The sequence below is a fragment of the Pseudemcibacter aquimaris genome (genome assembly GCF_028869115.1).
In the GTDB taxonomy this organism is placed as follows: Bacteria; Pseudomonadota; Alphaproteobacteria; order Sphingomonadales; family Emcibacteraceae; genus Pseudemcibacter; species Pseudemcibacter aquimaris.
The window spans coordinates 981185-1003736 of the sequence record NZ_CP079800.1 but is presented as its reverse complement, the minus strand read 5'-3'; the positions used below and the strand labels follow the sequence as shown (position 1 = coordinate 1003736).

Below are 22552 nucleotides of genomic sequence, written 5' to 3'. Positions count from 1 at the left end.
TATTATCCTAATTTACCTGCGATATCTTTAATCGCAGCAGCTAGTTTTCTCATATCTTCTTTGGAACTATAAAACCCTGGGGCGACGCGTATTCCATTATACTCCGGAATTGGTGCCGTATTGATTTGATAATCCTGTAATAATGTTCGTCCAAGTGCACGTGCATCGGTATGAGCATTAATTCTAAATGATGTTAGTCCGCAATGCATACGCGTGTCTTGTGGCGTTAAAATATCCACACGGTCATCATCCAAAAATTCTTTCACCCATTCATGACGTAAGGCGCGAAAACGTTTATCAATGTGTTTGATACCAATATCATCCACAAATTTAAATGCATCACGCACGGATAATACCGCCGCAAGGTTCATTGTACCCGTTTGCACACGATTATTGATGTCCGTATTGCCCGGTTTACCTTTACTGCTTTTCGTATCGATATCAAGCATCCGGTCTTTCTTGATATACATAAGACCGACACCAAGCGGTGCACCAATCCATTTATGCAGATTAAAGCCAGCAAAATCGACACCTTGATCCGCAAAATCAAAATCAAGCTGTCCCCATGAATGGGCCATATCGACGATCACATCCACACCATAACCACGGGCCATGGCGGAAATTTCCTTAATCGGAATGATCACACCGGTTCTGTTTGCCATATGGGTTAACAAGATCAGTTTTGTTTTCGGGTTTGCTTTAATCGCATTTTCAAACAGGTCAATTGACCCCTGAAAATCAACAGGATCCGGCATTTCGACCTCAACCACATTGGCTTTACGGTGCACTTTCAAATGACGCATTTCCGCCGCCATACTGTAATATGCCGCATCGGCATAGATCACCGTATCGCCCGGGTTAATTTTGTTATATCCGCTAATCAAAAGCTGCATAGATTCTGTGGCGCCGCGGGTAAAGACAAGCTCATCCGCATTGACACCAAGTTTCTTCGCCGCGATTTCAATTATTTCATTTTGTTCCTGATAAAAATTACGCGCGGACGGAATGGCAGATTTTCCATGACCAATATAATAAGAACTATACATATTGATGAATTCAGTATGTTCTGCAAATGCCTTACGCACCGGTTCCGACATAATCCCCCAATGACCAGCATTAAGATTTATAAATTCATCCGTGACTTTATATTGATCGATAATTGTCTGCCAATATGCATCACTATCTTTATCCATCATGGCTTGCGCATTTGTGCCAACCGCGCCCGCAACCATTGATGCACCGGTCAAAGCCGCAGTCGTTTTTAAGAAATTCCTTCTATCCATCATTATGCTCCCCTATTGCTTTTAAGTCGTTATCATATTGTTTTTGAAGCTCTTCATCAGGTTTTATTATGCTTACGATATACCCAACGATAAATGAAAACAAGAACGCTGGCGGCATTGTTTCCATGGCGACGAAATATGGCCCGATCCCCGGCATTTCTGAAAAGACAAATTTCGCAAGAACCGTCATTAAGAAACCCGCAATCATCGATGCAATTGCCCCGCGTATGGTAAACCCTTTCCAGAATAAAGCCATGATCACCATCGGGCAGAACACCGCCGCAATACCGGACCAGCCGAAAATCACGAACCAGAAAATCGTCCTTGTCGGCGAAATAATCGATACTGCAATCGCAATGCCAAGCGCAATTATGGCAAAGAGTACCGTTAACCACCGTGAAATGGATGCTGATCTTGCGCCGTCCATTTCAACGCCGAAAACCTTGCGGTACATATCATGGGTAATTGACCCCGCCGCCACAATCAACAGTGACGAAACCGTCGACATAATTGCGGAAAGAACCGCCGCCACATAAAGGCCAACAAGGATAGCTGGGAATACATATTCCACCAGTGTCGGCAAGACATTCTGCGCCCCGTTACCAAGCGTTTCAACAGGGTCCGTTCCGACCTCAGTAAACAGATAACGACCGAGCACACCAATGCTTACCGCTGCCGCGTCCACAAGGAATGTAAACATCAACGCCACCCAGCGGCCACGTTTGATTTCCTCTGTGTCTCTAATCGAAAGAAACCGTGCGAACACTTGTGGGGAACCAAGGAAGCCAAGGCCGATTAACATCATACCAAGAACAATGGCAAAATTCATGGATGTAAGCCCGCCATTGCCCCAGATATTCACCAATCCTGGATCAATATTTTCAAGTGTCGCATAAACATGATCAGACGGGCCAAGCATCATATATGCCACAAGCGGCAACGCCACCAGACTGATCACCATCACCGCCCCTTGGAACATATCGGTCCATGCAACCGCGACGAAACCGCCAATCACACTATAAACCACCACAATGATGAAACCGACGACCGCGCCGGTCATATAATCCCATTCTAGGAAACGTTCAAACGCGGAACCCGTCGCATCAATTTGCGCGGCAATATATATCAAAATAAAAATAGCCAAAGAAACGGACGCAACCACACGTAATGTATTGGTTTTGGCACCAAAGCGGCTGACCAGAAAATCCGTCATGGTGATGCTGTCATAATGATCGGTGAATTTTTTATACCGTTCCGCCATGAAGAACCAGGCGATAAAAACCCCGATCATTTCCCCAACAACAATCCAATAGGCACTAAACCCAACCATGGCACCCATACCGGTGACGCCTAAGAGCAGCCAAGAACTTTCGCCCGTTGCCTGCGCCGAAAAGGCCGCAACCCAGTAACCAAGCGTTTTATTTCCGGTAATAAACCCGCGGATGTTATTCACGCGTTTCGCGGCAATGATACTTAAGCCAATAAGCACCGCGAGATACAGAAATAACATTGAATATTTTTCAATCATTATACTCCCCTAACCCCAAGTCTATATTTTGCTATAAATTTTTTGTTTTATTTTTGTGATTATTACCCTAGCATCATTTATGGAAACCACAACGCCTAAGCAGAAAAAAATAAAGCGGAAAAAAATAAAGGGGAAAATTGCGTGAGCCAAGAACAGATTAGTATCATTATTATACTGGCGGGTGTTTTCATTTTCTTTTTATGGGGACGTTGGCGTTATGATGTGGTCGCCTTTAGCGCGTTGATGATCAGCGTTTTAACCGGCGTAATTGACGCGGAAAGCGCGTTTAACGGATTTTCCCACCCTGCGGTGATAACCGTCGCCGCCGTTCTGGTGATCAGCAGCGGCCTTGCGGTTTCCGGTGTGATTGACCGCATCGCCCATATTGTTGTGCCCCCGTTAAAAAATCTGTTTTTTCAAATTTCGATCATGTCGAGCTTTTCCGCGATCCTTTCCGCGATGATGAATAATGTGGCGGCGCTCGCATTATTAATGCCCGCAACCATCGATAGCGCGAAAAAGGTGAAACGTTCACCGGCATTATTATTAATGCCGCTGTCATTCGCTTCAATCCTTGGCGGTCTGATCACCCTGATCGGTACGCCGCCCAATATCGTGATTGCCCATTACCGTGAATCTGTTGCCGGTGAGCCATTTTCCATGTTTGATTTTTCCCCTGTCGGCATTGCCGTTGCGGCGGTTGGTATATTCTTTCTTGGCACCGTTGGCTGGCGGTTCCTGCCCAAGGACAGACAATCAAAATCAGCCACCGATGATTTATACGACATTGATGATTATGTCGCCGAATGTAGCGCACCGGAAGGATCCGCGGCCATCGGCAAAACGGTTAAAGATATTGATGACATCGCCGATAAATGCGACGTGCGTATCGCAGGTTTAATCAAAAACGGAAGACGCATTTTACGCCTTAGCCGCACACGCATCATCGAAGAAAATGATATTTTCATTTTAAAAACAGGACCAAAAGAACTGGATGATTTCGCCCATAAATTGGGGCTTGAAATTAAGGGCGGTGAATATGACAGCTCGTTATTTTCCAATGATGACGTCGCCTTATCCGAAGCCGTGGTTTCCGCCGACAGCCGCATCATCGGCCGCAAAATTGGTGAGATCAGATTAAAATCAAGATCAGCACTTAACTTGCTTGGCGTATCCCGCCAAGGACAAAACATCAACCACCAGCTTCATCAATTAATCTTCCAAGCGGGTGATATTTTATTATTACAGGGCGATAATGATAGTATGACCAAATCCATGGATCGCCTCGGGCTATTGCCGCTCGCGGGACGTGGCATTAACATGGGCAAACGCAAACATGCGGGTATCGCAGTGCTACTACTAGCGGGGGCCATTGGTGCGGCAGCAACGGGTCTTACCAGCCTGACCATATCCCTTGCAATCGCGGCCCTTGGTATGGTGCTCTTTAACATTATCCCGCTTAGGGACTTGTATAACACCATCGATTGGCCCGTGATCGTGCTTGTCGGTTCGATGATCCCCATTGGCGGGGCGCTGGAAACCACCGGCACCACGGACTTGATTGCATCGGGCATTCTATCGGTCGCCGATGGCAACAGCGCCTTTTTCGTCATGGCGATCCTGTTCATCGTCACCATGACTTTATCGGACCTGATGAACAACGTCGCCACCGCCGTCATGATGGCCCCCATCGCGGTGAGTATGGCCGAAAGTTTAAATAGCAACCCTGATGCTTTCCTCATGGCCGTGGCGGTATCATCATCCTGCGCCTTCCTAACCCCCATCGGCCACAAAAACAACGCCCTGATCATGGGTCCGGGCGGATATAAATTCGGTGATTACTGGCGCATGGGTCTGCCGTTAGAAGTGATAATTACCATCGTTGCATTGCCGATGATTGCGCTTGTTTGGCCGTTGTAATGAAGTATTTAAAAAATGAACAATGAACTTAACATCCAGACATTTGTTCAAATAGATTTTTATGCGTCCATGCGAATGTATTCGCCTGAAGATGCTATTAATGAGAAAAATGTTTCTAAATCAGAAAACTACCTACAAAGTACAAGTGACAAAACAGAAGAAGTAGAAGTCAGTGTTGAATTAGAACTAGAGAATGGAAATCTTTCATTTTTTGCTCGAATGAACAATATTGAGCCTGACCTTATTATCAGCGGAGGTGAATTCACATGTAATATTCATCTTTTTGGAACTTCTCTCAAAAAAGAATATGTGACGGAAGGTCAGACAATTTTCTTTATTGGCAATAGACGTATTGCAAAAGGCCAAATACTTGAGGTTTCTAATGTCGTAGAAAAACCTATTATAACAAACACATAACCTCTAAATTTAGTTTAAACCTTCAACGGCTTAAGCGTGCCCCGTTCCTGATCATCCATTTGGTCCATCAAACCCGTTTCCCAACGTAAGTATTCCCTTGCGTGTTCCATGTTGCCGCTGTGGCGGGCGTGGGTGTGGAACATGAAATCTATGCGTTCCTCATCCGTTGGGATGTCGGGGGTTGAGACCAGTTTTATGTCAGCGGCTTGCCATTCGTCGGCCTCGGTTAAGGAAATGATGGCATTGCCGCCGAGGTCCTTGACGATGAATTGGGCAGTGAACAGGTCGGCGCCAATCACAATTGGCTTTCCTGTAATTTTCATTTTGGAAAGGTTCGCGCGGCTTGTCCAGATGGCGCCTTCGATGTGACCTTTACGGTATTCACCGCTTGGGCGCGCATCCAAAATCATCGCGTCAGTGTTTTTAAGTTCCGCTGCACCGATGAATTCAAGACCCGATACGTCAATATCAAATTCATCGACGTGTTCCAGTTCCTTAACCGTATCCGGATCAAGGATATAGGCATCATGCCCCATGCCCTTTAACCAAATCGCCGTCATTACCGCGCGTATTTTTAATGGGTCAAATAAAACGATGCGGCCGTTTCTGGTGGCGAACCATTGGTCGGTTGCCTGCACGAGTTGTCCACCGGGTGTATGGCGAAAACCATTTACATGGCCCGCTTCATATTCTTCGCGGGTTCTGACATCATATTGAAATGTGGTTTTGCTGTCATCAACGCGCCATTCATTTAAGGTGTCCAATGACACAACCGGAATGTCATGTTTATTAATTAATTCATCCGCTTTTTGTTGCGTTTCCGTAACGATATTATCGTCAATATTATTGGGGTATGTGCGTTCTGCGCCATATTCAAGTTCAAGCCCCGCCAGTTTCCAGCCCATGGTGCCATTTTCAAGTGCGTATACCTTATTCGGGATATCAAGCTGTCTTAATGTTTCCGCGCCGATCAAGCTACGGGTACGTCCGGCGCAGTTAACGATAATGTCCTGATCCGGTCTTTTTAACATCGCTTTATAGCGTAAGGATAATTCGGCATTGGGGCACGATGTGGAGGATGGGATCGTCATGCGATTAAATTCTTCTGGTGTGCGGCCATCAAGGATGATGAAATTATCATCGCCCGCATCCATGCGTGTTTTTAACTGTTCCGCGGTAATGGATATGGTGCCAAGTTCATGTTCGACGACCTCGCCGAATGATTTGCTGGGTGCGCTGATCCCTTCGTATAATGCATAACCCGCATCCCGCCATGCGGTGATGCCCCATTTCAGGATGATGACATCGGTATATCCCATTGCTTCAAGGTGTGTTGCGGCCTTTTCAGAAATGCCGTTACCACCATCAAACAGGATCAGTTTTGTACCCTTTCGCGGCACATATAATCCGATACGCGCTTCAAGGATACTATACGGCACATGCGATACAAAGAACGGGTGACCACGGCCATATTCCGCCGTTTCACGAATATCGATGAAAGCCCATTCGCTTTTCAACGATAGTATCTTTTTTACCTCATGTGCCGATTTATAGTTCATATTAATCCCTTAGGCTAAGCTCTTTTTCAGCCGCAATGAAACCAAAGGCGCTCCACGCGCTTGTTTCCATGAAACGTTCCATCAGGTCATATGCCTTTTCTTTTTCATCATTATAATAGAACCAGTTGGCCACACCGAATGCGATCGCCGCGCCGCTTGGGTCATTTGGATCAACGTCTGTTAATTCTTCTGATGGGATGATGCCTTTATACATCAGTGTCAGATTATGATAGGACATATTTTCAACGATGGTCATTTCTTCCTTGATGTTATCAAGGGAGGCTTGTGCCTCTTCAAGCTTACCAAGGCGACGAAGGTTCATATACATCCAATGGCCCGTTGAAACGATATTATCATCGTTAAGACCAAGGTCCTGCCCCATTTTGAAGGCATCATATGATTTCTGCCATTCCTGTCTTAAGAAATAAGCAAGCCCCAGATGGTAATAAATATTACTGTGGGTGCTGGTTAGGAAAATACCTTGCGGGTTAATCACGCCGTCTGGCTCAATCGCGTCTTCCGTGCCCTTAATCAGTTCAGCCGCCATTTCATAATCGGCAACCGCACGATCAATTTCACGGATCGAAATATAACGGTGGCCACGGTGGCGATAAAGACGTGCGTCAGTTGGGTGTTTTTCGATGCCCTCTGAATAAATTTCAATGGCGCGGCGATAATCACCGGTATAAGCAACACGGCGACCATACCAAATGATATTCATCACATCATCCGGGTCCGCGTCATAATTTGCCTTTGCTTCCGCAAGTTTATCGAGCAGCACTTGGCGTGGCTCGGCCGGCACCAGCGGCTTACCCAGGAAAGAAACGGCCTGTGCCCCTTCCGGAACGTCGGTTGTGAAAAGTGATGCGTCCATTGCTGGCGCTTCTGCTTTTGTCTGTTCTGTGGATTGTTCCATCGTTTGTTCTGCTGAACATGCCGCAATAACCGTTGCGGCGCCCGCGAGTAATAATGATTTATAAATATTCATAAATTTTTCCCTCTTTAATTTCTCGTTTTAAATTCTTAGTTATTTTCTGTTTTTCAAATCGACTTCGGCTGCGATATAGCCAAATGCGCCCCATGAATTGGTTTTAAGAAATCTTTCCATCAAATCATAGGCCTTTTCCGTTTCACCGTTATATAAAAACCAGTTCGCAACACCATATGTGATGCTGGCCCCCGCCGGAATATTCGGATCGGCGTTTAATACTTCTTCTTCTGGAACCTCGCCCTTATAGAACATATCAAGCTTGTGGTAATTATGTACCTCAATAATATCCATATCTGCTGTTATGTGGTTTAGGGCTTCTGCGGCTTCCGCATCACGGCCAAGGCGGCGCAGGTTCATATAAATCCAATGTGTGGTCGATGATGTATTATCATCATTTAATTCAAGATCACGACCCATTTTGAAAACACGTAATGAATTTTCAAAATCATGCTTCAAATAATAAGCAAGCCCCAAATGGTAATAAATATTGCTGTGGGTGCTGGTGACCGGAATACCCGCCGGGTTCGGCGCACCGTCCGGTTCAATTTTATCTTGCTTACCTTTAATCAGGCTAGCGGCGATTTCATAATCCTCAATCGCACGGTCAAATTCACGGATTGTAATATAACGGTGACCGCGGTGACGATACATGCGCGCATCCGTTGGATGTTTTCTAATCCCTTCTGAAAAGATTAAAATCGCACGACGAAAATCACCCGTATAGGCAACACGGCGACCATACCAAATAATGTTATCTGCATCCATCGGGTCGGCGTCATATTTTTCCTTCGCCGCGGCAAGGTTTTCAAGCACACGTTCACTTGGCGCTGGCATGGATAATGGCTCACCAAAAAGCGATACCGCCTGTGCCCCTTCTGGCACGTCCGGTAACAAGTGTGATTGTGCGTATGCGTTAGAGCTGATCATCAAGGCGATAATTGCGATTATTTGTTTCATTTCTCTTTCCCGTATATCTTTGCGTATTCTTCACGCAGTGCATTTTTTTGTACTTTGCCCATTGTATTGCGGGGCAGTTCATCAACAATATATATTCTTTTTGGTACTTTAAAACTGGCCAGCTTTTCTGACGTATCGTTTATGATTATATCTTCCGAAATCTCGACACTGCCGTCTGGCACAACGATCGCCGTTACCCCTTCGCCGAAATCGGGGTGAGACACACCGATCACTGCGCTTTCCTTAACACCGTCCATATCATCAATCAGGCTTTCAATTTCCTTTGGATAAACGTTAAGGCCACCTGTGATGATTAAATCCTTGGCCCGCCCAACAATCGAAACTCGGCCCTCATCATCCATGATGGAAATATCGCCGGTGATGAAATATCCGTCATCTGTGAATTCTTCGGCTGTTTTTTCCGGCATCCGCCAGTACCCCTTGAACACATTTGGGCCTTTTATTTCAAGAACGCCTTTGCCGTCTTTAATATTACCAAGCCGGGCATCCACATCAGGAAGCGGAAAACCAACCGTTCCCGCAACGCGGTCCCCATCATATGGATTTGACGTGATCATGCCTGCTTCGGTCATACCATAACGTTCAAGAATTTTAATGCCTGACACTTTTTCAAATTCATGAAATGTTTCGGTCAGTAACGGCGCTGATCCCGACAGGAAAAGGCGCATATTTTTGCATACATCACGACCAAATTTTTCATTTTCCAAAAGCCTGACATAATGGGTCGGCACGCCCATCATCACCGTTGATTTTGGTAAATCGGCGATCACATTATCCGGGTTATAGCCATTATGGAAAATAACCGTGTTCGTGGTCCATAATGCGCAGTGTAGCGCGACAAAAAGCCCATGAACATGGAAAATCGGCAGTATGTGAAGCAGCACATCATCTTCCGACCACTGCCAATATTCGCTTAAAACCTCAACATTTGATCTTAAATTATCATTACTGAGCATTGCGCCCTTGGAACGGCCGGTCGTGCCCGATGTATAAAGGATCGCTGCGATATCATCACCATCAAGGTCAGTGATTTCAACATCGCCCGATTGCTGTCTCGCCATTTGCCAAAGATCATCAATCGCCATGACTGTTTTCGCGCATGTAAATCGGTCTTTCGTTTCTTGTTCACATACACAAAGGTCCGGTTCTGCATTTCCGTAAAAATATTCCACTTCGTCTTGTTTATATCCTGTATTCAGTGGCACAAAAATCGCGCCCATGCGTAAACACGCCAGATAAAGCATCACGGCTTCCGGTGATTTATTCACCTGAACCAATACGCGGCTTCCTTTTGATACACCGACGCCCATCATCACTTGCTGGATTTTTGCGGCATTTTCATCAATATCGGAATATAAATAATCGCCTACCTCTGAAGCGATAAAAACCTTATCACCCGCATCATGAATGCGACATATCAGATGTTGATATAACCCCTTACCCATTTAAGTTATCCAAATAATTACGAATGGCTTTTACCTTCACCGGGTCGGTAATATGGCGACTGAAATCATCACCAGGTGCCATACTTGGTGCATTTTCAGTATAGGGACTGCCGACCAACGTACGGCAAGATGAATGAATTTCTGATGTCTTAAAAATTTTAAACAGGTTATCCAAATTTGGCGGATTGATTTTTGAACATGGCATAATGGAAATACGCCCAGCAGCCTCTTCGATCACAGATTTGATTTTAAAAGCGCCCTGAATGGCCGTTTCTTTTTGGCCGGATGTAAGGATCCGCTCAATCCCCAGATCAATGGCCATTTCGAGGGCCTCACTTGTATCCGGTGTCACATCAAATGCACGGTGAAGCGTCACACCCATGCCATCCGCATGATCAATAAGGCGTTTTAATTTCTGATAATCAAGGGCCCCATTTTCATGGGTTATGCCAACCACAATCCCCGCCATACCGTATTTACGGCATGTATCAATATCATGCAGCATCACATCCATATCTTCGAAATTGAAAATAAAATCACCACCGCGCGGGCGGATCATCGCATATATCGGCTTACCGAGTTTCGACGCGCGTTCCATCAGCCCTGCCGATGGCGTCGCCCCGCCGATACCAAGCGCATCACAAAGTTCAATACGGTCAGCACCGTTATTCACTGCGTCAATCGCACCTTGTATGGTATCCACACATACTTCGAATGTAATATTTGTCATTGTTATATACTTTACTAAATTCTATTGAGTTAGATCAGGTGGTGTGCTCTCATCACCCCACCATTTATGATAAGTGCGTGCAAATTCACCACTTGCAATGTAATCAGCAATAAATTCATTGGTCCAATTTTGGAGGGCCACTTCCCCTTTTGCCATCCCCATACCAATATCACCGCTTAAAAATTCGCCGGGCATTACTTCGAGGCTTCTGATATTCTTCACCAGAAAATCGATATTTGACCCATCCTCAATCCCCGCATCAACACGGCGTTGACGAAGCAGCAAAATTCCGTTTGGTGCGAAGTTATCAGTATAAACCAGTTCCGCACCCGGCACTTGTTCACCTAGAAAAATTGCCCCGCTCGTTCAACGCCCGACAACAACTTTTTTCCCCTTTAAGTCATCAAGTGATTTAATACCCGAACCACGCTGCACAGCAATTTTTAACCCAGTGCGGTAATAGGGCCTTGAAAAATCAACCACTTTTGCGCGTTCTTCGGTAATGGTCATATTACCGATCACCAGATCAAGCTGACCGGAACCAAGCATACTGACCCGCGCATCACCATAAACATCAGTAATCCGTAGCTCTACACCCAGTTTTTCTGCGAGCATGTTCGCTACATCGACATCATAACCAATTGCTTCATTGCGCGCATCACGCCCGCCCATGGGCATACCACCAAGGGAAATACCCACCTTAATAAATCCGCGTTCTTTAATATCGGAAAGGACATCTGCATGCGCGGTCATGATGCTGAAAATAAATGTAAAAAAGGTAAGAATTATTGTTTTCATTATTTTTTATTTCTTCGACTTAATGTGATCACGCATGCTCGCATTTGAGACAATTAAAATCAAGCGTTAAACCATTTCACTTTCACGAAGTTCCGGTGCGCTCATGGATGGTTTCCAGAGCCAGTATTTTCCCGGCTCGTCCAGATTATATGAAACAACCTTGTGATTACCCGATACGTCAATGGCATGGATTACAAGGCCAGCGATAAAGCCGCCTTTTAAACCATCCACTTCTTCGACCGCGAATTTAACCGCATCATCAAGTGTCTTACCCATTTGCAAGGCCATGACAATACTGCGAGACGTGCTGCAACGGATTGCCATTTCCCCCGTATGGGTACAGGCGGCGGCACCAAACCTGCTATCGGCATAATAACCACCACCTGCAATTGGACTATCGCCTAGGCGTCCTGGATATTTCCATCCCCAGCCGGACGTGCTTGTGGCCGCATGGATGCCCTGATCCGCATCCTTACTTAAAAAAACGGTCGTATCACGCACCTTTTCAGGATCAGTAATAGTACTATTCAGTGGCGCGAGCGGGATATTGGGGAATTTTTCAAATTCTTCCTCGCTTAAGACTTCGCGTAATTTTTGTTCCCAGACCTCCCCCGAATTTTCAAGCAAGGTCTTTACTTTTGGCAGGCCAATTTCCGCAGCCAATCTATCTGCGCCATCACCAGTGACCATCACATGATTTAATTTTTGCATCACAGCGCGCGCCACTTGCGCGGAATGATAGGTGTGTTTTAAGGCGCCAACCGCGCCGACCTCACGCGTGTTACCGTCCATCACGGCACCATCGAATTCCATTTCACCAAGAATATTGGGCCAGCCCCCAAACCCGACACTACGGATGGTTGGGTCGGCTTCCACCTTGTTAATGCCTTCAACCATAGCATCGATGCCGTAAGCACCGCTTTTAAGCTGATTCACCGTTATTTCAATTCCCGGGCCACCCGTTTCATTGGTTAAAAGTATCATGTTATCCTCTTTTTCTTGAGCCGTTGTTTTGGATGCTACCATTGAAAAGGCAGCTGCAGCCGCCGTCGTTTTCATAAAATCACGCCGGTCCATCATTCACCCATCTTACTTAAAAAGCGTGCGATGCGTTCTTCGGATTTACCACCAGTTTCAGAGAAAAAATCATCCGTCGGCAAATCTTTTAATACGACACCCTGATCTAGGAAAATGATCCGGTCGGATATTTCACGGGCGAATTCAATTTCATGAGTGACAGAAATCATGGTCATACCATCATGGGCTAACTTTTTAAGAATATCCAAAACTTCCGCCGTCATTTCCGGATCAAGCGAGCTTGTGACCTCATCCAGTAAAATATAGTCAGGTTTCATCGCAAGGGCGCGACATATACCCACGCGTTGCTTTTGTCCGCCGGATAGTTGAGACGGGAAATAATTCGCACGATCCGATAAACCAACCTTTTCAAGCAGTTCTCTTGCGTTGATGTCTGCATCCTGTTTTGAAACGCCAAGCACTTCGATCGGAGCAATGGTGATATTTTCAAGTACAGTTAAATGTGGATAAAGATCGAATTGTTGAAAAACCATTGCGCATTTTTTACGGGCTTCTTTCAGCGATGATTTGTCGGTCACATTATAGCCGTCGACCGTAATATCACCTGACGTCATGACTTCAAGTCCATTGATACAGCGCATCAATGTGCTTTTTCCGGAACCGGAACCGCCAAGAATGGAAATAACCTCACCTCTCTTAATCGTAAGATCCACCCCTTTTAAAACGTGCAAGTCGCCAAAGCTTTTATGTAGGTTTTTAATTTCTATCATGCTATCCCCTTATACTTCCTGCATCATTCTATAGCTGCCGAAACGCTTTTCAAGTTTACTACCAATGATCCCGATTATTTTTGCCAGTATAAAATACGTTAAACCAACCACCGGCCAGACAATAAACGGCTCAAATGTTCTTTGGTTAACAATATCCCCAACCCTCGTCAGATCATAAACACCAATAACCGAAATAAGTGATGTTACCTGCAATTGATTAATCAGCAAGCCCACTAACATCGGCATGGCGATCGCAAGGCTTTGTGGATATATAATGCGTTTTAAAATGGTAACTTCATCCATGGCGAAACTTCTTGCGGCTTCAAGCTGTTTTTTATCGATGGCTTCGATTGATGAAATTACGATGACCGCAATAAAGGCCGCGGTATTGGCGGCAAGCGTGATAATCGCCGCCTGATTTGGTGAAAGTTCAATTTGTAATAATGCCGAAAGACCAAAATAAACGAGAAATAATTGCACGAGAACAGGTGAATTTTTAAGAAATTCGCTGATCGCCATCAACAACTTACCTATGAATGGCAAACGGTAATAACGAACCAAGCCAATGCCGATACCTATGGTAATACCAATAATCATGGATATAGCAAAAACCCACAATGTTATCCCAAGCCCTTCCGCCCAAAGCTGCAGATCATAAATGGTGAAACCTTCGTCGCCGTATCCCATTATGCCCCCTCACTGGCAAAGCGGTTAAGCCTCACATGCCATTTTGTAATTAAACCAGAAAGGATAAATGTCAAAACGCCATAAAAGAAAACAATGAACACATAAACCTCGAAAGGGCGAAATGTTTCCGATGCGATTATTTTGCTAACGCTGGTTAATTCATTCAGTGTAATTGTTGATAGAATAGATGTGGTCAGGATCAAATTAATAAACACTGAACCAAGTGGCCTTACCGATGTAGTTAGTGCAATCGGCAAAATGATTTTTCGGTAAACTTTGATTTTTGAAAATCCAAACGATTGTGCCGCTTCGATGATACCTTTATCAATATTCATAATCCCTGCACGCAGTGTTTCCGCGACATATGCGCCAACCGCGAAACTTAACACCAGCACCCCCGTCCAGAAGGCATCAATATAAACACCCACTTCCGGAAGGCCATAAAACCCGAAGAAAACCAATACGATAAATGGAATATTTCTGAACAAATCAATATAAATTCGAGCCAATCGATCCATAAAAAATTGCCCTGACACACGCATCAGGGCAACGATTGTTCCAAGAATGAAGCTGCCCATGATCGAATAAATGCTGACCTCTGCAGTCATCAAAAAACCTTCCCAAAACTCAGGGAAATATTCCATCATGGATGAAAAATCAGCCATATATTATTTTAATGCAGCCAGATCAGCTTCTGCAGCGATATAGCCAAATGAACCCCAAGCTTTCGCTTTCATCATGCTTTCTAGCATGCCTTTTGCCTTGGCCTCGTCACCATTGTAATAATGCCAGTTTGCAAGGCCATATGCGGTTGCCGCATCTGCGCTATCTTCCATATCGATACCTTCTGAAATTTCAGCTTCGGAAATCTCACCTTTATAGAATAGAGCTAGCTTGTGATATGTATAATTTTCAAGAATTTCCATATCCGCATTAATTTCGTCAAGTACATGCACAGCTTGTTCATGACTATCACCCATGCGACGACGGATCATGTAACGCCAATGAGCAACGGATACTCTGTTATCATCGTTTTGTGCTACTGAATGATCAAGATCATAAACGCGTTTTGCATTTTCCCAGTCCTGCTTCAGATAATATGCAAGACCAAGGTGATAATAAATATTGCCATGTAATGTACTTAGAGGAATTCCAAATTCATTTGGCGCACCATCAGGTTCCGATTGGTTTGGCTTTCCTTGTATCATTTCCGCTGCTTTTTCAAGATCGGCAATAGCACGGTCAAATTCACGGATTGTGATATAACGGTGGCCACGGTGGCGGTACATGCGTGCATCATTCGGATTATCTAGAATACCATCGGAAAACGCCTGAATTGCTTTACGGAAATCACCCGCATAGGCAAGACGACGACCATACCAAATTGCATTTTCTGGATTCATCGGATAATCCATATATCTGTAACTGGCTTCATCCAGATTTTTAATCACAGCCTCATTGGTTGGATCCGGCATCGTTAGCGCGCGACCATCAAGAAGCGATACGGCCTCTGCCCCTTCCGGTACTTCCGGTAGGTTTTGTGCAAAAACACTGGTAATTGAGATAGCTGAGAATAAAACAGCGGATTTCAAGATTTTTTTATACATTATGAAGCCTATATTTTTTTGGGTATTTTCCGTATTATTTTGATCATATATATGAACAATACCATTTATTTTGTCAATAAAACAAAAAGAAGGCAAAATTATGCGTAATGCTGTTTGATCCAGCTTGTAATTTCGTCCGATGAAGCGGGTTTACGGATATAAAAACCTTGCGCCTGATCACATCTCATCTTTTGCAAGTCCAAGAGCTGTTCTTCCGTTTCAACCCCTTCTGCAATCACATCAAGATTAAAACTATGCCCCATTCTAATAACCGCTTCTACGAGTGATCTGGAATTATTATCAGCGCACATATCTTTAATAAACGCCTGATCAATTTTTAATTTATCCACTGGAAGACTTCTAAGGTATGCGAGCGATGAATATCCGGTTCCGAAATCATCAATGGATAACTGAACGCCCATCTCGGATAATTCTTGCAAGATTTTAATTATTTCTTCTGTCTGGTTCATGATCACGCCTTCCGTGATTTCCAGTTCAAGAAATTCCGGTTCTAGGCCAGCCCCCTCAAAACATTCGCGCACAAATGCTGAAAAATTCATTTCATAAAAATGGAACGGCGAAATATTCACTGACATTTTTAAAGGTGGCAAACCTTGATCTTGCCATTTCTTTGCTTGCAAGCATGCTTCCGGTAGAAACTGTTCAGTCAGCGGGATGATCTGTTTCGTATGTTCAACAAGCGGGATAAAATGCCCTGGTGATATAGATCCCTTGACCGGGTGTTCCCATCGCAATAATGCTTCCACCCCTAGCACATCACGGCTTTCGATATCAATTTGCGGCTGGTAATGCAGCAGAAATTCGCTTTTCTTCATGCTTTCACGGATATCGAACAAGATATTGGAACGTTCCATAATTTCCGAGTGCATTCCATGATCATATATAACCACATTACTGGTATGCGGTGATTTTGCCTTATTAAACGCAATTTTTGCATTTCTATTTAAGATATCGGTTTTATCAGCATGTTCCGGATAAACACTGATACCAATTGACATGGTAACGGTTATTGAATTTTCCCCTACCTCAATCGGCTCAGAAAGAACTTCCATCAATTCATTGACGAGCTTTAAGACCTCACCCACATTATTTTCATTACAGGTAATTATGTGGAATTCATCATATGCAACATGTGATAAGTGGACATCGCCACTTAAAAAATTCTGACATTTTTTTGCGATTTCTGTGACAACCTGATCACCCGCACTTAGCCCCAAAAATTCATAAATTTCATTAAGCGAATTTAGACCAAGATAAATCAAGGCCATAAATTGAGTTTCTTTGACGCTTTTATTCGCTGTAGCTGCTCTTCTGAAATCAACAATTCTTTTTCTGACTTCTTTTTTATGAAGCACCTGATTAGGAAGACCTGTTAAACTGTCATGTTGCAAAACATGAATGATATCTTCTGTTCTGGCCTGCTCAAGCGACGTGACATCCGTATAGTTTAGTACCATCTGATCATCACTGATCTTCATGACTTTACTGTATAAATTCCGACCATCCGCCATCACAAGCTTCACGAGGTTATCTTCTGATCGGTCTTCAAGAATTTCTTTCAGATGAGTTTCAGCCGCGTGATCAATATCGATATTATTTTGCCAGGATTGTTTGATAATTCTACGGATCAGTTCTTTTAACGTCATACCACGCTGAATAATGCCCGCAGGTAAATTGAATATATTTTCAAAAGATTTATTCCAGGACATAAGCTTTTTATCTTTATCAAACATGGCCGCACCAGCGCCAAGATTATCAAGTAAAAGCTGAAATCCTTCGTATGATTTTTGGTTTTGCCTGGCTATTTCAACAACATCATCCATAAGAACGGAATTTCGTTTTTGAAGATAAAGGGCATCAACCAAAGTATTGCTTAAGTTATGACCGACAAACCCCGCAAAAATACAAAATACAAAAACCCCAATCCCAAGCACCATATCAAATTGATTAGTCGCGGCATTTAAAAGATTTGTACTGCTTAATATGGCAATAGGTGTCATAAAGGTCCAAATCATATATGGATGTGCACTACTGCTTATGGCTGAAATACAGCATAATGCTAATAGCATTGTTACAATCACCATATTTGTACTATCTGCGACAACTCCGTCTGCCGGGATATAAGTCATCATTCCCCAACCTATCCCCATGGCAAAAGTTACCCCAGCATAGAGATAGAGCCATTTTTTGGCGTTATCTTCAAAATTTTCTCGTTTTGGAACCGTAATCATAAAAAGGCGAGCAGCGTACAAAACCACCATCACCATAAGCCATAAATACTGAAGACCTGCATTAAATTCACCGTGAAACGCCCATAAGTAGATTGCCATGACGATAAAACCGCCAAATGTATTTGGAACAACATGAGAAAATAATATTCTTAATTGTTCCGGCAAAATTTGATTTTTTTGATCTTCAACCCTCTCGGATTTCAATATGTTGTCGAGACTACTTATTTTACATGCTCCAGATTTTTGCTCTGAATACCATTGATTTTTCTTTATATAAATATATGTATTTTATTAATATATCATTACATTTTAAACACGGATATTATTCATGCTTAAAGCAAGCCAATTAACCATCACAAACATCCGAAAAGAACTCGATGTCATTAGCGCGGAAATGCTGACGTTAATCAAGAAATATAATCTTATGGCCAATTCACAACTTGAAGTGATTGAAATGGCCAGAACCAATATTACTGATCAAAATGATTATATCAGGTTTCTTGAATTATCATTAGAAGGGCGTATTTACGGCGAAGCGGCAGCTGCGCTTGAAAAAGCAACTGTTACTGAGGACCAGAACAATAAACCACACTGATTAAAGCTGTTTTTCTAGCCCGTCAAAAATCATATTCCAGCCGTCAATGGCGCTAGCTTCATATTCTGACCAGATATCATCCATTTCATGAGTAACGGATACGCGGCATCCTTCATCCGTTGTTTCAAAATCAACAATGACATTTGATGGCATATCTTCGTTTACATTTTCCATATAGTAACTAAAAACGATCCTGTTCGGCCTATCAATTTCATGATAGGTACCCACATGCATGGCCATTTCATCACCACGCCTTTCGCCAATCCTGAAATCTCCACCAACACGCGGATCGACTTCTGAGGTTTTATCTTTCCCATCCGGCGTTCCAAACAACCAATTACCAAGATTATCAGGATCAATCCAAGCATCAAAAACGCGTTCGATATCAATATCAAATTCACGGCATACTTTTACCATGAATAATTTCTCAATGTTTCTTCTTTCAACCATATTAATAATCCTGCTTCTTCAAAAAACCATAAAGACTTGATAGCTGACCATCCCAGAATTGTTTGTACTTTTCGACCCAATCGGACGCTTCTTTTAGCGATGCGCCTTCGAACTGGCAATGTCGCCACTGGGCTTCTTTCGTTCGTGTAATAAGCCCTGCCTTTTCCAACACCTTTAAATGCTTGGAAATTGCTGCCATGCTCATATCATACGGTTCCGAAAGTTCCCCAACAGTTGCCCGCCCCTTAGCAAGGCGTTCTAATATCCCACGACGGGTCGGGTCAGCAAGCGCACCAAAAATTAAACTGAGTTGATCTGTAGCCATTTATTTAACCATTTTGTTAACAACCATATGGTTAAATACTAAATATACCTGTATTTGTCAAGAAAACGAAGGTCAACTCGAATTTCGTTAAAGGATTTCTTTTAATGTATTTCTGGAAATATTACCGCCACATGCCACAATTGCGATCTTTTTACCTTGCCATTTTTCCTTCTGGCGTAAATAGCCCGCAACAGCAACGCCAACGGCCCCTTCACCAATAGTGTTAGTGTCATCGATAAATATTCGAAGGCCCGTTATAAGTTCATCTTCGCTAACATCAATAAATTCATCGACATAATCACGGCAATATTCAAATGTGATTGTGCCCTGCTCAACGCCACCAGCTGTTCCATCTGATAAGGTTGGTTCAGATGGCAAATCCAAAACTGTACCCGCAGCAACACTTTCCTGCATCACTTTTGAATTGGTCGGTGAACAGGCGATGATCTTTGTCTTGGGAGAAAGATTTGCCAATGCAATAGCGATACCGGACATTAGCCCGCCACCACCAAGCGATATAAAAACCGCGTCAAGGTCCTGAATTTCAGCGAACAATTCAAAACCGATTGTACCCTGACCACCGACTATCAATGGGTCATTATATGGTGATATAAACGGAATATCATTGTCGCTTGCATATTTCCTCGCGTTGATTTCTCCGTTAATTGGGTCGCCATCATTTTTAACCACCTCTACACCATAAGAAACCATTCCGTCATATTTCGCTTGTGACATATCAGCTGGACCAAATACCGTTCCTTTTGTGCCTGTTTTTTGACACATATATCCGACCCCCGCACCATGATTTCCGGTTGATGCGGTCACGACGCCTTTTTTACGTTCTTCTTGCGACATGGAAAGAATTTTATTTGCTGCGCCACGCAGCTTGAATGAACCGGTCGGATTTAAATTTTCCATTTTATAATAAACACTTGTGCCATCATCACTTAACGACTTACTTTTCACTAATGGCGTAGGGTCAATCACGTTTCTGATGCGTGAACTGGCGCGTGCGATTTCAATAAATTGGTCTGTGCCGATTTTTTTGGTCATTCTTTATACTCTTTGAATTTAATTTTAATTTAAAAAATCATGCATAACTCTATGCAATAAATCCGGTTTTTCCTGATGAACGAAGTGCGTTGCCCCTGGCACAACAAAAAGTTCGCTATTGGCTAAAGCTTCATGCATTTCAACAGTGTGGCTAATGGATATATCATAATGATCACCAACAATCACAAGTGTCGGAATATTAATATTATTTAAATCCGTTTTGTTAAGTGCTGGGGACGTCGCCCACATCATTGCCATTTCCTGATAATGGCTTTCAAAGTCCGCTAAATCTTTACGACCTAACAAATAACTTTCAATCGCCATGCCTGGAAATCCATTTGGATCATTATCACGTTCGCTGTCTTTATCCCACGTAACACTTTTCCACCTATCGCGTTGTGACTGCGGGTAAGCATCATAATGATACACCGCCCCATGAATGATTTGTTTTTCAACGCGCTGTGGGTGCATATGTGTAACCATTAATGCGGTAATTGCACCATCGCTTTGTCCAAACAAATTAAACTTTTCAATATTAAGGTGATCCATAACACCAATTACATCTGATGCCATCAATTCATATGATATTTGCTGTTCCGATTTTCCGCTACGTCCTTGTTCGCGCGCATCGATGGCGATGACTTTATAATTATTGGAAAAATAATCTATCTGCGCGGCCATATCATCACGTGACATCATGCCGCTGTGTAACATAACAAGCGGCTCCCCCGCCCCGCTGACAGCAAAATCAATATTCGTTCCATCTTTTGCGATATAGTTTTCTGCTTGTGCAACAGAAACAGATAAAATCACAACAAGGATGCAAAATAATTTCTGACAAAAGTTTTGCATCACTACCATTAATTTTGACCTCCTACGGGTGACAATTTCTGATCATAATTTGTCACATTATACTTTTCGAGGATCTCTTTAACTTTATCAACATCAATTGCCTCAAGTGTTCCTTGTGTGCTGGTTACCGTTTCCGCTTTCAACATTGCGTTAAAAATGGCTTCCTGTGTTGCTTCAACCACGGCTTGAAATAGCGGTGACATGGCTGAATTTGTAAGTGTTTTTGATGGAACAGGTTCACGCGCACCGCGGTCACGTCTTACATCCGGATTTGTGGAAAAAGCAATCACATAATCACCTGAACTATTATGGGCAATTGATCCTGTACGCGCTAACCCCATCATGCCTCGTTTTGCTAGGCGGTCCAGATTACGGGATAAAATCGGTGCATCGGTCGCAACAACAATCATGATAGAACCACCATCCATCGGCACCTCACCAGCGCGCGCCTGTTCAAGTTGGGTTTTATATGAATATTGACCAAGCTCACGCCCAACCGGTGCCCCATTCATCATTAATTCACCACCATAATTGGTTTGAACCAGAACACCGACAGTGTACCCCCCCATACTTTCAGGAAGCACACGAGAACTGGTTCCGATACCGCCCTTCCAACCAAAAGCCTGCGTCCCGCGGCCAGCACCAACGGAACCTTCCTCAACAGAGCCGGTTTTCGCATTTTCAAGCGCCGCAACCGTATATTCCGGTTTCATGGCATCTTTATTCCACATGTTGTTAACACGGCTATCGTTAGTTTCGCCAACAATCGGGTTAATCGTGTGTTGTCCCTCACCCGGCTTGGATAGTAGCCAATCTTTCATACTTTCCGCAGCCGTCCAGACACAAAGCGTGCACCCTAGAATAATAGGCGTTTCAATTTCACCAAATTCTCTTGCTTGCGTTTCTCCGATCAGCTTTCCATAACCATTACCAGAATGTATCCACGCCGGAACCGGATAGCGGTACATATCATGATCCGACGGAATAATGGCCGTGATGCCCGTTCTAACATCATCACCAATATTGACGGTGTGGTGACCGACACGCACCCCTTCCACGTCCGTTATGGCGTTATATTTCCCTGGCGCAATCGTGCCAATTTCAAGTCCAATATCACGAGCACGCGGTTTCCCGTTATCTGCTAATACAGTTGTGCCACTTAAAATAATCCCCAGAATCGCCAAAGAAGTAATTTTCATATTTTCCTCATTTAATAATTTCGGGTAGGCTCGCATGGAAACATTTTTAAATCAAGGGCGATCTAGATATATTTA

General features: G+C 43.7%; 23 protein-coding genes. 3 read left to right on the top strand and 20 right to left on the bottom strand.

The window, feature by feature from the left end:
* Positions 1-2 precede the first annotated feature (2 nt).
* Positions 3-1286 (bottom strand): aminotransferase class V-fold PLP-dependent enzyme, encoded by a 1284-nt coding sequence (locus KW060_RS04925; RefSeq protein WP_249035262.1) that lies wholly within the window; start codon positions 1284-1286, stop codon positions 3-5.
* Positions 1276-2811 carry a sodium/proline symporter gene (locus KW060_RS04920; RefSeq protein WP_249035261.1) on the bottom strand — a complete coding sequence of 512 codons (1536 nt, stop codon included), beginning with the start codon at positions 2809-2811 and terminating at the stop codon, positions 1276-1278. The genes KW060_RS04925 and KW060_RS04920 overlap by 11 nt, the downstream gene beginning before the upstream one ends.
* Positions 2812-2952: 141 nt before the next feature.
* On the opposite strand from KW060_RS04920, the gene KW060_RS04915 reads away from it, so the two are divergent.
* Positions 2953-4731, top strand: a complete 1779-nt coding sequence (locus tag KW060_RS04915) for an SLC13 family permease (RefSeq protein WP_249035260.1) — start codon at positions 2953-2955, stop codon at positions 4729-4731.
* 15 nt (positions 4732-4746) lie between these two features.
* Complete coding sequence (locus tag KW060_RS04910) at positions 4747-5148, top strand: hypothetical protein (protein WP_249035259.1); 402 nt, start codon at positions 4747-4749, stop codon at positions 5146-5148.
* A 14-nt stretch (positions 5149-5162) separates the two neighbouring features.
* On the opposite strand, the gene KW060_RS04905 is transcribed toward KW060_RS04910, so the two are convergent.
* The 13 genes from KW060_RS04905 to KW060_RS04850 all read right to left on the bottom strand — a co-directional run bounded on the left by KW060_RS04905 (position 5163) and on the right by KW060_RS04850 (position 18102).
* Positions 5163-6707 (bottom strand): rhodanese-like domain-containing protein, encoded by a 1545-nt coding sequence (locus KW060_RS04905; RefSeq protein WP_249035258.1) that lies wholly within the window; start codon positions 6705-6707, stop codon positions 5163-5165.
* Position 6708: 1 nt separating this feature from the next.
* Complete coding sequence (locus KW060_RS04900) at positions 6709-7695, bottom strand: tetratricopeptide repeat protein (protein ID WP_249035257.1); 987 nt, start codon at positions 7693-7695, stop codon at positions 6709-6711.
* Between the two features lie 39 nt (positions 7696-7734).
* Positions 7735-8655, bottom strand: coding sequence for a tetratricopeptide repeat protein (locus tag KW060_RS04895; RefSeq protein ID WP_249035256.1), 921 nt, complete (start codon positions 8653-8655; stop codon positions 7735-7737).
* The gene (locus tag KW060_RS04890; protein ID WP_249035255.1) at positions 8652-10121 is read right to left on the bottom strand and encodes an AMP-binding protein; all 1470 of its coding nucleotides are present in this window, start codon (positions 10119-10121) and stop codon (positions 8652-8654) included. Before KW060_RS04890 ends, KW060_RS04895 begins: the two co-directional genes overlap by 4 nt.
* Positions 10114-10851, bottom strand: coding sequence for a copper homeostasis protein CutC (locus KW060_RS04885; protein WP_249035254.1), 738 nt, complete (start codon positions 10849-10851; stop codon positions 10114-10116). The genes KW060_RS04890 and KW060_RS04885 overlap by 8 nt, the downstream gene beginning before the upstream one ends.
* 21 nt (positions 10852-10872) lie before the next feature.
* Positions 10873-11187 carry a substrate-binding periplasmic protein gene (locus tag KW060_RS15900; protein WP_420833158.1) on the bottom strand — a complete coding sequence of 105 codons (315 nt, stop codon included), beginning with the start codon at positions 11185-11187 and terminating at the stop codon, positions 10873-10875.
* A gap of 30 nt (positions 11188-11217) precedes the next feature.
* Positions 11218-11649: a transporter substrate-binding domain-containing protein gene (locus KW060_RS15895; RefSeq protein WP_420833157.1), complete on the bottom strand. Its 432-nt coding sequence runs from the start codon at positions 11647-11649 to the stop codon at positions 11218-11220.
* Between the two features lie 66 nt (positions 11650-11715).
* Positions 11716-12633: an isoaspartyl peptidase/L-asparaginase gene (locus KW060_RS04875; protein WP_420833177.1), complete on the bottom strand. Its 918-nt coding sequence runs from the start codon at positions 12631-12633 to the stop codon at positions 11716-11718.
* A 92-nt stretch (positions 12634-12725) separates the two neighbouring features.
* Entirely contained in the window at positions 12726-13457 is a 732-nt protein-coding gene (locus KW060_RS04870; RefSeq protein ID WP_249035252.1) for an amino acid ABC transporter ATP-binding protein, read from the bottom strand.
* Positions 13458-13466: 9 nt separating this feature from the next.
* Positions 13467-14144: an amino acid ABC transporter permease gene (locus KW060_RS04865; RefSeq protein WP_249035251.1), complete on the bottom strand. Its 678-nt coding sequence runs from the start codon at positions 14142-14144 to the stop codon at positions 13467-13469.
* Entirely contained in the window at positions 14144-14809 is a 666-nt protein-coding gene (locus tag KW060_RS04860; RefSeq protein WP_249035250.1) for an amino acid ABC transporter permease, read from the bottom strand. The genes KW060_RS04865 and KW060_RS04860 overlap by 1 nt, the downstream gene beginning before the upstream one ends.
* A gap of 3 nt (positions 14810-14812) precedes the next feature.
* On the bottom strand, positions 14813-15751 hold the full coding sequence (locus KW060_RS04855) for a tetratricopeptide repeat protein (protein WP_249035249.1): 939 nt from the start codon (positions 15749-15751) through the stop codon (positions 14813-14815).
* Positions 15752-15849: 98 nt separating this feature from the next.
* Positions 15850-18102, bottom strand: coding sequence for an EAL domain-containing protein (locus KW060_RS04850; RefSeq protein WP_249035248.1), 2253 nt, complete (start codon positions 18100-18102; stop codon positions 15850-15852).
* Between the two features lie 229 nt (positions 18103-18331).
* Between KW060_RS04850 and KW060_RS04845 the strand changes: the two genes are divergently transcribed.
* The gene (locus KW060_RS04845; protein WP_249035247.1) at positions 18332-18598 is read left to right on the top strand and encodes a hypothetical protein; all 267 of its coding nucleotides are present in this window, start codon (positions 18332-18334) and stop codon (positions 18596-18598) included.
* Here KW060_RS04845 and KW060_RS04840 read toward each other — a convergent pair whose 3' ends face one another.
* From KW060_RS04840 to KW060_RS04820, 5 genes are all read right to left on the bottom strand, one after another.
* Positions 18599-19048 (bottom strand): SRPBCC family protein, encoded by a 450-nt coding sequence (locus tag KW060_RS04840; protein WP_249035246.1) that lies wholly within the window; start codon positions 19046-19048, stop codon positions 18599-18601.
* 1 nt (position 19049) lies between these two features.
* Positions 19050-19373 (bottom strand): ArsR/SmtB family transcription factor, encoded by a 324-nt coding sequence (locus KW060_RS04835; RefSeq protein WP_249035245.1) that lies wholly within the window; start codon positions 19371-19373, stop codon positions 19050-19052.
* 87 nt (positions 19374-19460) lie between these two features.
* The gene (locus KW060_RS04830; protein ID WP_249035244.1) at positions 19461-20426 is read right to left on the bottom strand and encodes a threonine/serine dehydratase; all 966 of its coding nucleotides are present in this window, start codon (positions 20424-20426) and stop codon (positions 19461-19463) included.
* A gap of 24 nt (positions 20427-20450) precedes the next feature.
* Complete coding sequence (locus KW060_RS04825) at positions 20451-21287, bottom strand: alpha/beta fold hydrolase (RefSeq protein WP_249035243.1); 837 nt, start codon at positions 21285-21287, stop codon at positions 20451-20453.
* Entirely contained in the window at positions 21287-22477 is a 1191-nt protein-coding gene (locus tag KW060_RS04820) for a P1 family peptidase (protein WP_249035242.1), read from the bottom strand. The genes KW060_RS04825 and KW060_RS04820 overlap by 1 nt, the downstream gene beginning before the upstream one ends.
* Between the last annotated feature and the right edge of the window lie 75 nt (positions 22478-22552).

Excerpts from the sequence above, each read along its gene's own strand:
- KW060_RS04925 (WP_249035262.1), bottom strand. The coding sequence starts at position 1,286 with ATGATGGATAGAAGGAATTTCTTAAAAACGACTGCGGCTTTGACCGGT.
- KW060_RS04920 (WP_249035261.1), bottom strand. The coding sequence starts at position 2,811 with ATGATTGAAAAATATTCAATGTTATTTCTGTATCTCGCGGTGCTTATT.
- KW060_RS04910 (WP_249035259.1), top strand. The coding sequence starts at position 4,747 with ATGAACAATGAACTTAACATCCAGACATTTGTTCAAATAGATTTTTAT.
- KW060_RS04905 (WP_249035258.1), bottom strand. The coding sequence starts at position 6,707 with ATGAACTATAAATCGGCACATGAGGTAAAAAAGATACTATCGTTGAAA.
- KW060_RS04900 (WP_249035257.1), bottom strand. The coding sequence starts at position 7,695 with ATGAATATTTATAAATCATTATTACTCGCGGGCGCCGCAACGGTTATT.
- KW060_RS04895 (WP_249035256.1), bottom strand. The coding sequence starts at position 8,655 with ATGAAACAAATAATCGCAATTATCGCCTTGATGATCAGCTCTAACGCA.
- KW060_RS04890 (WP_249035255.1), bottom strand. The coding sequence starts at position 10,121 with ATGGGTAAGGGGTTATATCAACATCTGATATGTCGCATTCATGATGCG.
- KW060_RS04885 (WP_249035254.1), bottom strand. The coding sequence starts at position 10,851 with ATGACAAATATTACATTCGAAGTATGTGTGGATACCATACAAGGTGCG.
- KW060_RS15895 (WP_420833157.1), bottom strand. The coding sequence starts at position 11,649 with ATGAAAACAATAATTCTTACCTTTTTTACATTTATTTTCAGCATCATG.
- KW060_RS04875 (WP_420833177.1), bottom strand. The coding sequence starts at position 12,633 with ATGATACTTTTAACCAATGAAACGGGTGGCCCGGGAATTGAAATAACG.
- KW060_RS04870 (WP_249035252.1), bottom strand. The coding sequence starts at position 13,457 with ATGATAGAAATTAAAAACCTACATAAAAGCTTTGGCGACTTGCACGTT.
- KW060_RS04865 (WP_249035251.1), bottom strand. The coding sequence starts at position 14,144 with ATGGGATACGGCGACGAAGGTTTCACCATTTATGATCTGCAGCTTTGG.
- KW060_RS04860 (WP_249035250.1), bottom strand. The coding sequence starts at position 14,809 with ATGGCTGATTTTTCATCCATGATGGAATATTTCCCTGAGTTTTGGGAA.
- KW060_RS04855 (WP_249035249.1), bottom strand. The coding sequence starts at position 15,751 with ATGTATAAAAAAATCTTGAAATCCGCTGTTTTATTCTCAGCTATCTCA.
- KW060_RS04850 (WP_249035248.1), bottom strand. The coding sequence starts at position 18,102 with ATGGCAATCTACTTATGGGCGTTTCACGGTGAATTTAATGCAGGTCTT.
- KW060_RS04845 (WP_249035247.1), top strand. The coding sequence starts at position 18,332 with ATGCTTAAAGCAAGCCAATTAACCATCACAAACATCCGAAAAGAACTC.
- KW060_RS04840 (WP_249035246.1), bottom strand. The coding sequence starts at position 19,048 with ATGGTTGAAAGAAGAAACATTGAGAAATTATTCATGGTAAAAGTATGC.
- KW060_RS04835 (WP_249035245.1), bottom strand. The coding sequence starts at position 19,373 with ATGGCTACAGATCAACTCAGTTTAATTTTTGGTGCGCTTGCTGACCCG.
- KW060_RS04830 (WP_249035244.1), bottom strand. The coding sequence starts at position 20,426 with ATGACCAAAAAAATCGGCACAGACCAATTTATTGAAATCGCACGCGCC.
- KW060_RS04825 (WP_249035243.1), bottom strand. The coding sequence starts at position 21,287 with ATGGTAGTGATGCAAAACTTTTGTCAGAAATTATTTTGCATCCTTGTT.
- KW060_RS04820 (WP_249035242.1), bottom strand. The coding sequence starts at position 22,477 with ATGAAAATTACTTCTTTGGCGATTCTGGGGATTATTTTAAGTGGCACA.